Here is a 14,247-nt window from a genome sequence, read left to right as displayed (position 1 = left end):
TAGCTGAATGAATATATCTGGCTCATTGTCTTCGTTTTTAGAAGGGGTAGAAAAATACAACGCTCATCAGCCTGAGTATCATCAGGCGGTTCGTGAAGTTTTTACCACTTTGTGGCCTTTTTTAGAGAAAAATCCACAATATCGTGAACAATCATTACTTGAGCGCTTAGTTGAGCCTGAACGTATTATTCAGTTTCGCGTTTGTTGGTTAGATGATAAAGGGCAAGTACAGGTTAACCGCGCATGGCGCATTCAATTTAACTCAGCCATTGGACCTTACAAAGGTGGTATGCGTTTTCACCCTTCAGTGAACCTTTCCATCCTAAAATTCTTAGGTTTTGAGCAAACATTTAAAAATGCATTGACCACATTACCGATGGGAGGAGCCAAAGGAGGTTCTGATTTTAATCCTAAAGGTAAAAGTCATGGGGAAGTGATGCGTTTTTGTCAGGCACTAATGACTGAACTTTATCGCCATTTAGGCGCTAATACGGATGTTCCTGCCGGCGATATTGGGGTGGGGGCACGAGAAGTTGGCTTTATGGCAGGCATGATGAAAAAGCTGTCTAATAGCAATGAATGTGTATTTACAGGTAAAGGCCTTTCATTCGGAGGCAGTTTAATCCGCCCAGAAGCCACTGGGTACGGTTTAGTTTACTTTACTAATGCGATGCTTAAACGTCATGGTATGTCTCTTGAAGGAATGCGTGTGGCGGTTTCTGGCGCAGGTAACGTTGCACAGTTTACTATCGAAAAATGTTTAGAATTAGGTGCAAAAGTCATCACTGCATCAGATTCAGGTGGTACTGTGGTTGATGAAGCTGGATTTACTACTGAAAAACTAGCTCGCCTCACTGAAATTAAAAATAATTACGGTCGTGTTGAAGAGTACGCAAAAGAATTTGGTTTAACGTATCTTGAAGGACAACAACCTTGGGCTGTGCCTGTTGATATTGCTTTGCCTTGTGCGACACAAAATGAGCTAGATTTAGAAGCAGCCAAAGTACTTATTAAAAATGGCGTTAAAGCCGTTGCTGAAGGCGCAAATATGCCAACAACAATCGCAGCAACCGATGCCTTTATCGAAGCAGGTGTCCTTTTTGCACCAGGTAAAGCAGCTAATGCGGGTGGTGTTGCAACTTCTGGTTTAGAGATGGCGCAGAATGCGGCACGTTTAAGTTGGAAAGCAGAGAAAGTGGATGCTCGCTTACATCACATCATGTTAGATATTCACCATGCTTGTGTGAATTACGGCGGTGAAGGTAAGCAGACTAATTATATTCAAGGCGCGAACATTGCAGGGTTTGTTAAAGTCGCTGATGCAATGCTGGCACAAGGCGTACTGTAATTTTACCTATTCTGAACGGGTGTTAAACACCCGTCAGATTTCAAATCTAATTTATTTTCTCCTAATGTGTAAGTGGTTACACACAAGGATAAATATCAAAACGGTGATTTTTGGTTGTTACATTGGCATGTGCAGGCTGATTATTTAATGGCTCTGCATAATCGGGACGTTTTACGACGACACGTTTTTTCGCCAAAGTGATTGCTGGTTCAAGTAATGCATCTGCATCTTCATCAGCACCCACTAAAGATTGAAACACTCGCATCTCTTTTTTTACTAACGCACTTTTCGCCTTATGCGGATACATCGGATCAAGATAGACGACATCAGGAGGCGGCGTGATCTCAGTCAGTGCTTGGGCAGAAGAGGCATGAATTAACGTCATTCTCTCTTGCATCCATTCGCCAATATCAGCATCAAGGTAAGCACGCTTTAGTCCATCTTCAAGTAATGCAGCAACGACAGGGTGACGCTCTACCATTCTGACTTTGCAACCAATAGACGCTAATACAAAGGCATCTCGACCAAGCCCTGCTGTCGCATCCACAACATCGGGTAGATAGTCTTTTTTGATCCCGACAGCTTTTGCTACCGCTTCACCTCGGCCACCGCCAAATTTACGACGATGTGCCATTGTGCCTTCTACGAAATCCACATAGATGCCCCCTAATTTAGGTTCATCTTGTTTACGTAATTCAAGGTGAGTAGGCGTTAACACTAAAGCCATGATTTGCGTTTCGTCGTGAACTAATCCCCAACGTTGCGCTAAATCAGATAAGGCGCTGTTATCAGCGCCTTCTTCACAAAGTAAACAGATATTCACATATCATCCTTTAATGCCGTAGCCTTTGAGCATAGCATCAAGTTTTGGCTCACGACCACGGAAGCGTTTGAACAACTCCATTGGCTCTTCTGAACCACCACGAGTTAAAATATTATCAAGGAATGATTGACCCGTTTCGCGGTTAAAAATACCTTCTTCAGAGAAGCGAGAGAAGGCATCAGCAGCTAGGACATCCGCCCATAAATAGCTGTAATAACCTGCGGCATAGCCACCGGCAAAGATATGGCTAAAGGCATGAGGGAATCGCGCCCAAGGAGTTGAAGGAACAACAGAAACTTGTTCTTTCACATCATTTAACGTTTCCATCACTTGAGCTCCCTTAGCGGGGTCATACTCTGTATGTAAACGGAAATCAAACAGACCAAATTCTAATTGGCGTAATACAAACATTGCTGACTGATAATTTTTTGCTTTAAGCATATTATCAAGTATTGCCTGTGGTAATGGTTCGCCAGTTTCATAATGACCAGAAATAAAGGCTAATGCTTCAGGCTCCCAGCACCAGTTTTCCATAAATTGGCTTGGTAATTCAACAGCATCCCAAGGTACACCGCTAATACCTGCAACATCAGCGGTATCAATTTGCGTTAACATGTGATGTAAGCCATGACCAAACTCATGGAACAGTGTGGTGACTTCATTATGAGTAAACAGTGCAGGTTTATCACCTACTGGCTTATTGAAGTTACAGGTGAGATAAGCAACGGGGTTTTGTAGTCTGCCATCGGCATGACGCATTCTTCCCATGCAATCATCCATCCAAGCACCGCCACGTTTGTGTTCACGCGCATATAAATCAAGATAGAAGCTACCACGTAAGGTGTTGCTTTCATCATAAAGCTCAAAGAAACGAACATCATCATGCCAAGTGTCGATGTCGTTACGTTCTTTAGCTGTTAAACCATAGATACGATGAACAACTTCAAATAAGCCACTTAAAGCACGTTGTTCTGGGAAGTAAGGACGTAGTTGTTCATCATCGATTGAGAACAGGTGTTGTTTTTGCTTTTCGCTGTAGTAAGCCAGATCCCATGACTCTAATTTATCAACGCCATAGTGTTCTTTTGCAAATTGAGTGAGTTCAGCTAACTCTTTTTCACCTTGCGGATGAGCTCGTTGTGCTAAGTCAGTTAAAAAGTTAAGGACTTGCTCTGGAGACTCTGCCATTTTAGTAGCAAGTGACTTTTCAGCGTAATTTTTAAAGCCAAGTAGTTGAGCAAGTTCGTGGCGTAATGCGAGGATCTCGGCAATAATTTCGCTATTATCCCACTGACCCGCATTTGGACCTTGATCAGAGGCTCGCGTGCTATAAGCGATACTCATCTCTTTTCTAAGTTCACGATTATCCGCATAGGTCATTACAGGAAGATAGCTCGGCATATCAAGTGTTAACAGATAACCATCTTGCTCTTTAGATTGTGCGATAGCTTTTGCCGCATCAATGGCACTTTGAGGCATACCTGATAAATCTTCTACATCAGTAATTAGTTTAGACCAACCCATTGTGGCATCTAATACATTATTACCGTATTTAGCACTTAACTCAGACATACGCGCACTGATTTCACCAAAACGCTGTTGTTTCTCTTTTGGTAAACCGATGCCTGATAATTCAAAGTCACGTAATGCATTTTCAACCGCTTTTTTCTGTGGTTGAGTTAACGCATTAAAATCAGCACTTTCTTTAATTGATTTATAAGCTTGATATAAGCCTTCGTGCTGTCCCATCCATGTACTGAATTCAGATAGCAACGGTAAACTCTGTTCATACGCTTCACGTAGTTCAGTACAGTTTTTAACAGAATTTAAATGGCTAACAGGGGACCAAACACGAGAAAGTTTATCGCCTGCTTCAGCTAATGGTTGGCAAAGGTTATCCCAGTTAAACTGAGTATTATCAGCCAGTAATTTTTCAACTGTTTCACGATACGAGGTTAAAACTTCTTTTAGTGCAGGAACAACATGTTCTGGTTTGATAAGGGAAAATGCAGGTAATCCCGTTGTGCTAAGTAATGGATTTGACATAAAAAACATCCTGTATTTTGGTTTGCAGTGACGTAAAACACACCACTGAGTTTATTCGTTATAGATAGTAAGATGAGGATGAAACTATATAAGTTCAATAGTATCGCGGTAATTATCGGAGGTTTTACTCAAAAACGGGATTATTTTATTTGAAAGGGGTTTTATTGATTTGATGCACTTGGGATTAAAAATAATTCAGCGTATAATCATCTCGTTATTTCCTTTTGACCCATTCAAAAATGGAAGATCATCGTCCCCGGTGGGGCGGCTGGACTTCAAATCCAGATGGGGCCGCCAGCGGTCCTTGGCAGGTTCGACTCCTGTGATCTTCCGCCACTTCTTGTTTTATCACTTTCCAATAAAGCCTCTAATCAATGCTTTCTCTGAGAGGAAAATTGCCCAAAACACAACCATCCGGAAATTCCGGATAGTTCGATTAGAAGGTAATTGGCTTAGCTGTAATATACTGAATTACAATCTCTCAATGACTGCGAAGTGTAACGAGGTGTTGGTGGTAGTAGTAAGAAAGCTACGGATAACTGACGGTTCATAACAACAAAAGTGTATTAAGAACCTTTCAGTATTAGTCGAACATGGCAGGTTTTAGTTGAGGGCATTTTCTCACTAGAAATCAGTCTTAGAAAAACCGGTCATTCCCTCTAGCTCCATTTCGCGCCCTAATGCTGTCATTGGATGGACAATTATCAATCCTCGTACGGCTTTCTTCAGCTTGCCAATATCAGCTTGTTCTTTCTTAGTGATGAGGCGTTTGAATGGCATACTCTCTAATTTCTGGGCTTCTTTACTGAGTTTATTGTTACGTACTGCTTTCAGACGAGCGATTTCAGTTTCCAGTTCTGTTTTTTCTTTTTCAAACTCTGCATATTTTTCCGCTTCGTCTGATAACGAGAGGCTTGCCATCTTGTGACGAATAAAGTCTAAACGGTCGCTGAGGAGTTTGATTTTTGCTTTTTCGTTTTCTTTCATTATTAATTAACCATGAACAAATTTATGGTTGGCAAGTATACACTATTCTGCGTAAGAGCGTGAAAAGGGAGCCGGTTGGTTGCACCAAAGCTGACATTATCTTCACTATTTTTTCTTATTGAGCATCGACTTTAAATCAGCAAAAGGATTATAAGTGGCTGCACCGACATCATCTTGTGCATCTTCACCGGCAACAACCGTTGTGCCGTATTGGTCTGCTTCTGTGTATTTAGAGTGTTCATGATCATGGCAAAACAGACACAATAACTCCCAGTTACTGCCATCCTCTGGGTTATTGGTATGGTCGTGATCAATATGATGAACGGTGAGTTCACGTAAGTTCGAATAGACAAATTCACGCGCACAGCGCCCACATACCCATGGGTAGATTTTCAGTGCTTTTTCACGGTAGCCACTTTCTAACCGTGCATAGTTTTTTGGGATCAGAGCCATTGTTAGTATTACCTGTTATAAAAGAAAGTTTGATAATAGTTTTTCCAATATACTCTGAATGCGTGGATAGGTTCAAATTTCACAAGTCCAATTTTTCTCAATAAACCACCAATCTTACAATCTGATGCACTCTTGGAAATTACAGGTATAATTTCAAAAATTATTTAGCAGATTTAGGTATAAAAATGGCAAAACTTACCTTACAAGAGCAAATGTTAAAAGCAGGGCTTGTGACCAGTAAAAAAATGGCAAAAGTCCAAAGAACGGCAAAAAAATCACGAGTTCAAGCGCGAGAAGCAAGAGAGGCTGTAGAAGAAAATAAAAAAGCTCAACTTGAACGCGATAAACTGCTTAGTGAGCAACAAAAACAAGCCACTTTATCTAAAGAATATAAAGCGCAAGTTAAGCAACTTATTGAGATGAACAGAATTACGCCAGCAAAAGGCGATATTGATTTTAATTTTACTGATAATAATGTTATTAAAAATATCGTGGTGGATAAACTGACACAATCTCAATTGATCAGTGGGCGTCTTGCTATTGCTCGTCTGGATAATGCAGATAAAACGGAATACGCAATTATTCCAGCCAGTGTTGCGGATAAAATTATACAAAGAGACGTGGACTGTATCTTGTTAAATAACGCACTGAGCGAGACAGAACAAGATGAAGACGATCCTTATGCTGATTTTAAAATCCCAGATGATTTGATGTGGTAATAAGTAACGTCGCTTATTACCTCAAAGGCATAGTCTGTATACGCATTGTGCTTTATACTGCACCTGAAAATTTTTGTAGATAAACGATTGAGTAGGCGATAATGGCAATGAACGGAATAATCACAAAGTGGTTTGAAGATAAAGGTTTTGGATTTATAAAAGATGAAAACGGTGATAACCGTTATTTTCACGTGATTAAAGTTGCCAACCCTGCTTTGATAAAGACAGATGCTAATGTTACGTTTGAACCGACCACCAATACCAAAGGCCTGTCTGCGTATGCGGTTAAAGTGATCCCTGATAGCAAATATGTTTATATTGCAGGTGAGCGAGTTAAACTGGCATCCATTAAATCATTTCGTATTTATAGTGAAGATGTGTCCGCAGATACGCATATCAATAAAGAAAACACCGTACTTTCTGTCGGTACGTTAATGAATAGTATCAGACCAAAATCAGCGGATGGTGCTAATAATATGCGTACATTGAGAAAGCTTGCGATCATTACGATGCACGGAACCGAGATAATTTTTACTGAAGATGAAATTGATATCGATGAAACAGTAAAAGCACTTAAGTTGTAAATATCGACATTTAAAACGGGCTTTCGCAATGCGCTTTTATTGGTGCTTGGCTAATGGGGTGAACAAAATGAAGTTCACTAGCATGAAGCATAAGTCGCGGAGTCCGTTTAGTTCTTTCCATTCCTTCAATTAAGCCTCCATCACACCCACCATATAAATCACAACCTAAAATAGGATGCCTTATAAATTGGCTGTGAATACGAAGTTGATGCGTCCTTCCAGTTTCAGGTACAAATTGCACCCGTGTTAAAGGCAATAACGTTCCATCTTCTAACGTTTGATAAAAACGCTCAATAACGTGATAACGAGAGCGTGCTGGCTTACCATTAATCGGGCAAATTGACATGCGTGGGAACAGAGCTGGATCTTTTGCAATTGGCGCATCGATTATGCCTTCATTATCATCCAAATGCCCACACAGTAGTGCATGGTATATTTTGGTTACACTGCGCTGGCTAAATTGCTGACACAAAAGGGTATTGACTGCTTTATTGCGTGCCACAACCATCAACCCAGACGTACCAAAATCAAGTCGATGCACAAGAGTGCACCCCGAAAATAGTTTCACTAATCGATAATGTACGGAGTCTATATTTTGTGGATTTTTTCCTGATAAGCTCAATAATCCTGTCGGTTTATTGATAAGGACTAAGTGCTCGTCTTGGTAAAGGATCTCGATTTCATCATGGCAAGGTGGAGCAATAAAAGTATCGATAATCGTAGACATTAGCTTATCCGCAAAAAAAGAAGGAAGTGGATAATAGCGAATTTTAGGTTAACAGGCGAATGTAGATATATACTCTTAGTTATTCGAATATGGAGAGTATAAACGTTAATTCTTGGGGACAACTTATGAACAATGAAATCCACTTTAAATATTATGATATGGTCGAAGAGTATTCACTGGAATCAACCGATCCTGTTGCTGAGAAAGAAGAAGATGCGCTTGCTCTCTATTTCCAGCTACTACTCACCAGATTAATGAATAACGAAGAAATTAGTGAGGACGCGCAGCAAGAAATGGCAAAAGAAGCGGGTATTGATAAAAAGCGCATTGATGATATCGCCATGTTTCTTAATCGCTGGGGTAACGAATAACACACGTATTGAGCTCATTAAAAAATGGGCTCAATATTATCCTAATTCACAAAATATCACTCTGATCCTACATAACTGTATGATTTAACGTATACTCGTTATGCACTTTATTTCACATAAACTCGCAAAAAGAACAGAACTGCTTTTTTGATATGTGCTGTTTTCATAAGATGTTTTAGATTAATTTATTGGGTGAGATATGCTGGATTTTTTAAAAAATTATGACAATTTAACCATCAGCGAAAAGAAAGTATTAAAATATCTCACCGATAATATTACGGATATCCCGTATTTAAATATTAATGATTTAGTTGCCAAAACCTTTGTATCAAAAACGGTTATCATTAATTTATCGCAAAAGTTAGGGTTTAGTGGATTTAAAGAGCTTAAATTCCAAATTAATAATTATATTTTGACGAGAAATAAAGTCGAAAAAACTAATGCGGCGTCTTATAAAAAACAATTAGAAAAAAATATTCATAAAACATTTACTTTAATTAATGAAGAACAAATTCAGGAGTGCGCGAAGACTTTACGCCATTCTAGAAATATTTTTATTGTCGCAAGAGGTACGAGCAAAGCGGTAGGGTATTACCTTGAACATCTATTGTTTGCATTAGGTCTACATTGCTTTTTTATTAATGATTACAACTTATCTGATTCGTTTACACGCCTTGTTAATGAAGATGATACGGTTATCTTTATCTCACTTTCTGGTGGTACCAAGAAAATTATTGAGACAGCAAAAATTGTGCAGTTAAAAGATGCCAACATTATTAGCATGACAGCATTTAATACTAATGAATTAACCACTTATGCAACTCATGCTCTATTTTGTTTTGCTGATAATCATGATACTAAAAAAGATGATACCAAATCGCGTATTGGATTTTTTATGCTGGTGGATTTACTGATTAATGAGCTGGAAAATCTACTTTAAAAAGAGATAACAGCGTCTATATGATTTACTAAATACCCTTTCTAATGATTAAATCGTGAAGAGTATTAATATATTCTGTTAGATTAATCATCATTTATTCTAAAATAGCCTTTCTTTTCAATCTTACTTCTAAGTCCTAAAATAAATATTATTTAATAAAATAAAAAATTTTATTCATTGTTCTTTATTAAATCGATTTCTAATAAAAAAAGACCTAAGTCATAAAGTATGACCTGAGATAATATTTAAAACCAGCGCGTCATTCATTTCCTATAATCCCTAAGATAGAGTACCTCGGTAATTCTTTTATATTCGAGAAGTCATAAGGAAAAAAATATGGCCAGGAAAAAGTTCAGCGAATCTATTCAGCGCTTTGGTAGAACCCTACTTCTACCTATCGGCGTATTGGCACCTATTGGTATGATCTTAGGGATCAGTGGTGCTTTAGTTCAGTCTTATATGATTGCACGCTTTCCTTTTCTAGGAAATGAAACAGTTAATGCTCTATTAGTTAGTATCCGTACTATTGCCGGCGTGGTGTTTGATAATATTCCACTCTTATTTGCAATGGGTGTGGCATACGGTATGAGCCACAAAGATAAGGGGATAGCGGTCTTTGCCTCCGTTGTCGGCTATTTGACCTTGATAAGTACTATCAATATCTGGCTAGTATTGACAGGAAAGCTTGCTGATCCTGCGATTATGACGCAGGTAGGGCAAATCAAGGTGCTTGGTATACAAACCATGAATATCAGTGCTGCAGGGGGGATTATCACCGGATTAATCGCCGCATGGGCAACGGATAAATTCTATAACCTTGAATTACCGACGGCATTTGCCTTCTTCTCCGGGAAAAAATCTGTCGCCATTATTATGGTCGGATTGATGATCTGTGTAGGTGCATTACTACCATTTATTTGGGAAGTATTAGTCATGGGCTTAACTAAGCTCTCGGCTGTCTTCTTAAGTCCTGTCGGACCTTTCTTTACTGCGGGGGGTGAACGTCTATTTATTCCATTTGGTTTACACCACGTTTGGAACGTTCTGTTTAGATTTACCGAAGCGGGTGGTTCTTATGTGATTGACGGGCAAACCTATGTGGGCGTTGTTCCCGCAATGACAGAAGTGTTATTTAACCAAGGACCAAGCAGTGAATATTGGGCAATGATGCCAAGCCTAACGCGTTTTATGGCTCAACAACAAATGTTGGTTACGCTATTCCTGTTCCCAGCAATTGCATTAGCGATTTATAAAACCTCGAAAAAGGAGAACCGCGCTGAAGTTAAATCAATGTTGGTGACGATGGTCTTAACTGCAATGTTAGGTAACGTTACTGAACCGCTTGAATTTACCTTTGTCTTTATTGCACCGTTACTTTATTTAATTTACGCGATTATTGTGGGCATTGGTGCAGTTCTGCTCTCTTTTGCAGGTGTTGCGATCGGTTATATCCGAGGCACCGTCTTTGACTTCACTATTTTTGGTTTACTGTACGAACACACTAACTGGATCTTCTTAGTGCTGATTGGTAGTGCATTGGCTGTGGTGACCTACTTCATTTTCTACTGGGCTATCGTCAAGTTTGATATCAAAACACCGGGTAGAGAAGAATCAAGCAATATGAAAAATACGCTAATCAAAGAAAAACGTTATGGCGAAATTGCAGAGATCCTAATTAAAGCCTTAGGTGGTAAACAAAATATTCGTAATGTTGATAACTGTATTACACGATTACGTATTGATATTAGTGAAGTTAATCAGATAGATAAAGAATTAATGTTGGAGTCTGGATGTACAGCATTCTTCTTTCCGGCAGCAAACCATGTCCATGTCGTTTATGGCCCTAAAGTCGAATTTGTTCGCAATGCTGTTGATGAAGCAATGAAGAAATAAAAGGATACATGATGAGAGCGTTATACGATTCTAAAAGCAAAACAATCGACGATCGCGGTATTAAAAATCTGCTGTCCAATGAAGCTAAATATTCAACTTGGCTGATGTTTGAAGCAATGTTAGCGCAAGCACAAGCTGAATACGGTTTTATTCCACAGTCTGCTGCTGATGAAATTAAAGAAAAGGCGATTATTGAGAATATCGATTTCGAAGAGATGAACCGCATTTATCAAAAAATCGGTCATGGCTTTGTGCCTTTCTTAAAAGTGCTGGTAAATGCGTGCTCTGAAGAGAGCGGTAAATACGTGCACTATGGCATTACCACGCAAAACATACAGCAAAGTTCACAGCTGTATATGATGAAAACTGTACACAATAAGTTCATGTTATTGTTGAGCGAAATTATTGAAAACTTATCAAATCTTGCTGAAAAAACAAAACATATGGTAATGGCAGGTAGAACGCACGGTCGTCATGCTATTCCTATCACTTACGGGTATAAAGTTTCAGTGTGGATCAGCGATTTTATTGATTGCTACCAGCGCATGAAAGAGAGTGAGAAACGTGTATTCACCATTATGATGGGTGGCGCAGTAGGTGCTTTTAACTCAATGCCTGAAGTAGGGATGAAAGTACAAAAACGTGTTGCTGAATTAGTGGGTATGCAGGCAATGGAGGTACCATCACGTAACCTCAGTACGCATAAATTAGAGTACATGATGAACTTGGCACTGATGGCAAATATTTGTCATAAAATTGGTGAAGAAGTTTATAGCACCACATTAGAAGAAATTGCTGAGGTTTCTGAAGGATTTACAAAAGGTACTGTGGGAAGTAGCACGATGCCTCATAAAATTAATCCAAAATTAGCCAAAGGTATTATTGCTAACTCACAGAAACTGTACTCATTACCTAATGTGGGCATGTACTCTGCGGTAAGACCTTATGAAGGTGACAGCAGTTCTTATATGTTATTCGATGGCTTAATTGAAGAATCGTTAGAATTAACAACAGAAATTTTATTAAGAACGGAAGAGCTTTCAAGAACCATCGTTCCTCATGAGGAGAGAATGCTACATAACGTGATGAGAAATAAGGGATTAGATAATACCGAATACGTTATGATGAAAATGGCAGAAAAATTAGGTAAAGATAAAGCGCATTCACTGTTATATGAAGAAGCTATTAAAACGGCTGCAGACGGTGAAGATTTTTATACTAACCTGATGAAGAATGAAACCATTACGGCGGCCTTTAATGCTGATGAAATTAAGGCAATGCTTGATCCTCGTTCTTATATCGGTTTATCCGTTGAACTTGCTGAAAAAGAAGCAAAACGTGGGTTAGCAATTTCTCAAGAAATTAAACAAAGTTATAAATAAATAGTAAAAACCATCAAGTATCTATAAAAAATCATTATCAGTTAAGTTAAGAGCCACTCAATTTGAGAGGCTCTTTTTTAATTAATAAACTGTTTTTGCAGGGAATTTGTTTAGCCAATTAATCCATGAACTAAAATAATACCGATACAAATTGGACCAATATAACGCCATACTAATAATAAACTTTGGCGTTTTAACCCAGTGATATTTTCAGGAATAAATGCGTTCGCTCTACTTGACCAACCAAAGATCAAACACATTGCAATACCAAACAGTGGCATCAAAATATTGGAAGTCAGGTAATCCAACAAATCAAAAACTGTTTTACCACCTAATGTCACATCACTCATAGGTCCAAAAGATAATGAAACCGGAATACCCATCAGCATAATAGAGGCTGTAACGACTAATCCTGCACGACGGCGAGTCCACTGAAAACGCATCTGTACATAAGCTACGATATGCTCAAGTAATGAAATTGCAGAGGTTAACGCCGCCATTAATAACAAGACAAAGAAAGTTACTGCTAAAATATTACCGCCGGGTAAGTTGGCAAAATAAACCGGCATAGTCATAAAGGTTAAACCGGGGCCTGCATTCGGCTCTAAACCTGCGGCAGATAATGCAGGGAAAATCATTAATCCGGCAAGGACACACACCATACAAGATAAAATAACCACCCACATACTGGAGTTAGCGATACCTTTGTTATCCGCTAAATAAGCACTGTAAGTGATGTGAATACCTAAACCGATAGACAGTGAGAAGAAGGCTAACCCTAACGCATCTAATACGCCTTGAGGGGTTAACTTACTGAAATCAGGGTATAAAAATAATTTTAAACCTTCAGAAGATCCGGGTAAACTGATACCAACAATAATCAATAAAATCATAATGATAAATAACATTGGCATCATGATTTTAACCGCTTTCTCTAATCCACGTTGTACACCCGCTAAAACTACAAAACAGGTTAATCCAGCAAAGGCAAGGTGAGCCAAAATAGGCCATAACGGATCACTAATAAAGCGGGTAAAAATACCTGTTAATTCAGCGCTATCTGTAATATTCAACTGACCTGTTGCCGCCATAACGGTATAGCCAATTGTCCAGCCACCGACAACGCTATAGAAGCTATAAATACACCATGAACTGAATACACCAATAACGCCAATGATGACCCAATTGCGTCCCATCATTCTTTTAAATGCGTTCACGGCTTCAGCGTGTGTGCTACTGCCCAAAATATTCTCAGCCAGTAATACAGCAAGCCCGATAACAAAACTAAATAACAAGAAGACAATTAAAAATGCACCACCACCATTATTGGCTGCGACATAAGAAAACTTCCAGATTGCGCCAATACCGATTGCAGAGCCAGCGGCTGCTAAGATATGACCGACTCGTGATGTCCATTGTTGGCTCATTTTGCCTCCTGCTTCATTTGGTTTGTTATGAAAGGCATTGCCATACAGTGGCTTATTGGTAAGACGTTGTAACTCATCATCCTAATGGTGAAACTAAACATCATAGAAACTCCCCTAAAAAACAGTTCCACCAGTAGGGGCACAACAAAAAGCCACCTGACTGGTGGCTTTTGCAAAAAAATGAACGTGCTCGGCCACCTAACGAAGGAGTAGTAGGTTTAGGCCTAGGAGTCGGTTGTTGGTGTTCATATTCATCTTTTTGCTCTTTATTGAAATGGATATAATCGCAATGCAATATGAAATATTGTTTTTCAAAATGCGTATTTATTATTTATATCATAAATTCAAACTAAAGAAATAAATTTTATTAGAATTCAGTATTAATTTTTATTTCAAAATGTTTTCCTGATGCTAATCACTTAACTCCGTAATAAGTTCGAGTATTAACCCTATTTGTGCATGGTAATCATCGACAAAAATGACGAAACGATTATCAAATATTATTTTATTTTTATATCTCATTGATTATATTTTGAAAAACAATTGG

Annotated in this window: 13 protein-coding genes and 1 tRNA gene; 8 read left to right on the top strand and 6 right to left on the bottom strand. The window is 38.8% G+C overall.

From position 1 onward, the window contains the following. Positions 1 to 7: 7 nt before the first annotated feature. A complete protein-coding gene (gene gdhA, locus GTH25_RS17515; RefSeq protein ID WP_075672585.1) occupies positions 8 to 1,348 on the top strand; it encodes an NADP-specific glutamate dehydrogenase in 1,341 nt (446 codons plus the stop codon). 76 nt (positions 1,349 to 1,424) lie between these two features. Here the strand turns inward: gdhA and rsmJ are convergent, their stop codons facing one another. Together rsmJ and prlC are read right to left on the bottom strand one after the other, a co-directional pair. Continuing rightward, positions 1,425 to 2,171, bottom strand: a complete 747-nt coding sequence (gene rsmJ / locus GTH25_RS17510) for a 16S rRNA (guanine(1516)-N(2))-methyltransferase RsmJ (RefSeq protein WP_075672584.1) — start codon at positions 2,169 to 2,171, stop codon at positions 1,425 to 1,427. Positions 2,172 to 2,174: 3 nt separating this feature from the next. Next, positions 2,175 to 4,217 (bottom strand): oligopeptidase A, encoded by a 2,043-nt coding sequence (prlC, locus tag GTH25_RS17505; RefSeq protein ID WP_075672583.1) that lies wholly within the window; start codon positions 4,215 to 4,217, stop codon positions 2,175 to 2,177. Positions 4,218 to 4,458: 241 nt separating this feature from the next. On the opposite strand from prlC, the gene GTH25_RS17500 reads away from it, so the two are divergent. After that, a tRNA-Sec gene (locus GTH25_RS17500) sits at positions 4,459 to 4,553 on the top strand. 288 nt (positions 4,554 to 4,841) lie between these two features. On the opposite strand, the gene GTH25_RS17495 is transcribed toward GTH25_RS17500, so the two are convergent. Then, positions 4,842 to 5,204: a YibL family ribosome-associated protein gene (locus GTH25_RS17495; protein WP_075672582.1), complete on the bottom strand. Its 363-nt coding sequence runs from the start codon at positions 5,202 to 5,204 to the stop codon at positions 4,842 to 4,844. Between the two features lie 105 nt (positions 5,205 to 5,309). Then, positions 5,310 to 5,657, bottom strand: a complete 348-nt coding sequence (gene yajD, locus GTH25_RS17490; protein ID WP_006534437.1) for an HNH nuclease YajD — start codon at positions 5,655 to 5,657, stop codon at positions 5,310 to 5,312. A 185-nt stretch (positions 5,658 to 5,842) separates the two neighbouring features. Between yajD and GTH25_RS17485 the strand changes: the two genes are divergently transcribed. Both GTH25_RS17485 and GTH25_RS17480 read left to right on the top strand, forming a co-directional pair. Beyond that, positions 5,843 to 6,376, top strand: coding sequence for a DUF2058 domain-containing protein (locus GTH25_RS17485; protein WP_075672581.1), 534 nt, complete (start codon positions 5,843 to 5,845; stop codon positions 6,374 to 6,376). Positions 6,377 to 6,483: 107 nt separating this feature from the next. Continuing rightward, entirely contained in the window at positions 6,484 to 6,960 is a 477-nt protein-coding gene (locus GTH25_RS17480) for a cold-shock protein (RefSeq protein WP_164530208.1), read from the top strand. A 10-nt stretch (positions 6,961 to 6,970) separates the two neighbouring features. On the opposite strand, the gene GTH25_RS17475 is transcribed toward GTH25_RS17480, so the two are convergent. Beyond that, positions 6,971 to 7,687: an RluA family pseudouridine synthase gene (locus GTH25_RS17475; RefSeq protein ID WP_156734351.1), complete on the bottom strand. Its 717-nt coding sequence runs from the start codon at positions 7,685 to 7,687 to the stop codon at positions 6,971 to 6,973. Positions 7,688 to 7,812: 125 nt separating this feature from the next. On the opposite strand from GTH25_RS17475, the gene GTH25_RS17470 reads away from it, so the two are divergent. From GTH25_RS17470 to GTH25_RS17455, 4 genes are all read left to right on the top strand, one after another. Next, positions 7,813 to 8,058 carry a DUF2543 family protein gene (locus GTH25_RS17470; protein ID WP_075672579.1) on the top strand — a complete coding sequence of 82 codons (246 nt, stop codon included), beginning with the start codon at positions 7,813 to 7,815 and terminating at the stop codon, positions 8,056 to 8,058. 199 nt (positions 8,059 to 8,257) lie between these two features. Beyond that, positions 8,258 to 8,998 carry a MurR/RpiR family transcriptional regulator gene (locus GTH25_RS17465; protein ID WP_075672578.1) on the top strand — a complete coding sequence of 247 codons (741 nt, stop codon included), beginning with the start codon at positions 8,258 to 8,260 and terminating at the stop codon, positions 8,996 to 8,998. A 336-nt stretch (positions 8,999 to 9,334) separates the two neighbouring features. Next, entirely contained in the window at positions 9,335 to 10,891 is a 1,557-nt protein-coding gene (locus GTH25_RS17460; protein WP_075672577.1) for a PTS transporter subunit EIIC, read from the top strand. Positions 10,892 to 10,902: 11 nt separating this feature from the next. Beyond that, positions 10,903 to 12,273 (top strand): class-II fumarase/aspartase family protein, encoded by a 1,371-nt coding sequence (locus GTH25_RS17455; RefSeq protein WP_075672576.1) that lies wholly within the window; start codon positions 10,903 to 10,905, stop codon positions 12,271 to 12,273. Between the two features lie 110 nt (positions 12,274 to 12,383). On the opposite strand, the gene GTH25_RS17450 is transcribed toward GTH25_RS17455, so the two are convergent. Continuing rightward, positions 12,384 to 13,700 (bottom strand): sodium-dependent transporter, encoded by a 1,317-nt coding sequence (locus GTH25_RS17450; protein ID WP_156734349.1) that lies wholly within the window; start codon positions 13,698 to 13,700, stop codon positions 12,384 to 12,386. Positions 13,701 to 14,247: the final 547 nt, after the last annotated feature.

Origin of the sequence: Proteus terrae subsp. cibarius, assembly GCF_011045835.1 — a bacterium.
GTDB lineage: Bacteria > Pseudomonadota > Gammaproteobacteria > Enterobacterales > Enterobacteriaceae > Proteus > Proteus cibarius.
The sequence above is the reverse complement of the archived record's forward strand: the minus strand, read 5'-3'. Positions and strand labels throughout refer to the sequence as shown.

Excerpts from the sequence above, each read along its gene's own strand:
- GTH25_RS17495 (WP_075672582.1), bottom strand. The coding sequence starts at position 5,204 with ATGAAAGAAAACGAAAAAGCAAAAATCAAACTCCTCAGCGACCGTTTA.
- GTH25_RS17485 (WP_075672581.1), top strand. The coding sequence starts at position 5,843 with ATGGCAAAACTTACCTTACAAGAGCAAATGTTAAAAGCAGGGCTTGTG.
- GTH25_RS17465 (WP_075672578.1), top strand. The coding sequence starts at position 8,258 with ATGCTGGATTTTTTAAAAAATTATGACAATTTAACCATCAGCGAAAAG.
- gdhA (WP_075672585.1), top strand. The coding sequence starts at position 8 with ATGAATATATCTGGCTCATTGTCTTCGTTTTTAGAAGGGGTAGAAAAA.
- prlC (WP_075672583.1), bottom strand. The coding sequence starts at position 4,217 with ATGTCAAATCCATTACTTAGCACAACGGGATTACCTGCATTTTCCCTT.
- GTH25_RS17470 (WP_075672579.1), top strand. The coding sequence starts at position 7,813 with ATGAACAATGAAATCCACTTTAAATATTATGATATGGTCGAAGAGTAT.
- GTH25_RS17455 (WP_075672576.1), top strand. The coding sequence starts at position 10,903 with ATGAGAGCGTTATACGATTCTAAAAGCAAAACAATCGACGATCGCGGT.
- GTH25_RS17450 (WP_156734349.1), bottom strand. The coding sequence starts at position 13,700 with ATGAGCCAACAATGGACATCACGAGTCGGTCATATCTTAGCAGCCGCT.
- GTH25_RS17475 (WP_156734351.1), bottom strand. The coding sequence starts at position 7,687 with ATGTCTACGATTATCGATACTTTTATTGCTCCACCTTGCCATGATGAA.
- GTH25_RS17460 (WP_075672577.1), top strand. The coding sequence starts at position 9,335 with ATGGCCAGGAAAAAGTTCAGCGAATCTATTCAGCGCTTTGGTAGAACC.
- yajD (WP_006534437.1), bottom strand. The coding sequence starts at position 5,657 with ATGGCTCTGATCCCAAAAAACTATGCACGGTTAGAAAGTGGCTACCGT.
- GTH25_RS17480 (WP_164530208.1), top strand. The coding sequence starts at position 6,484 with ATGAACGGAATAATCACAAAGTGGTTTGAAGATAAAGGTTTTGGATTT.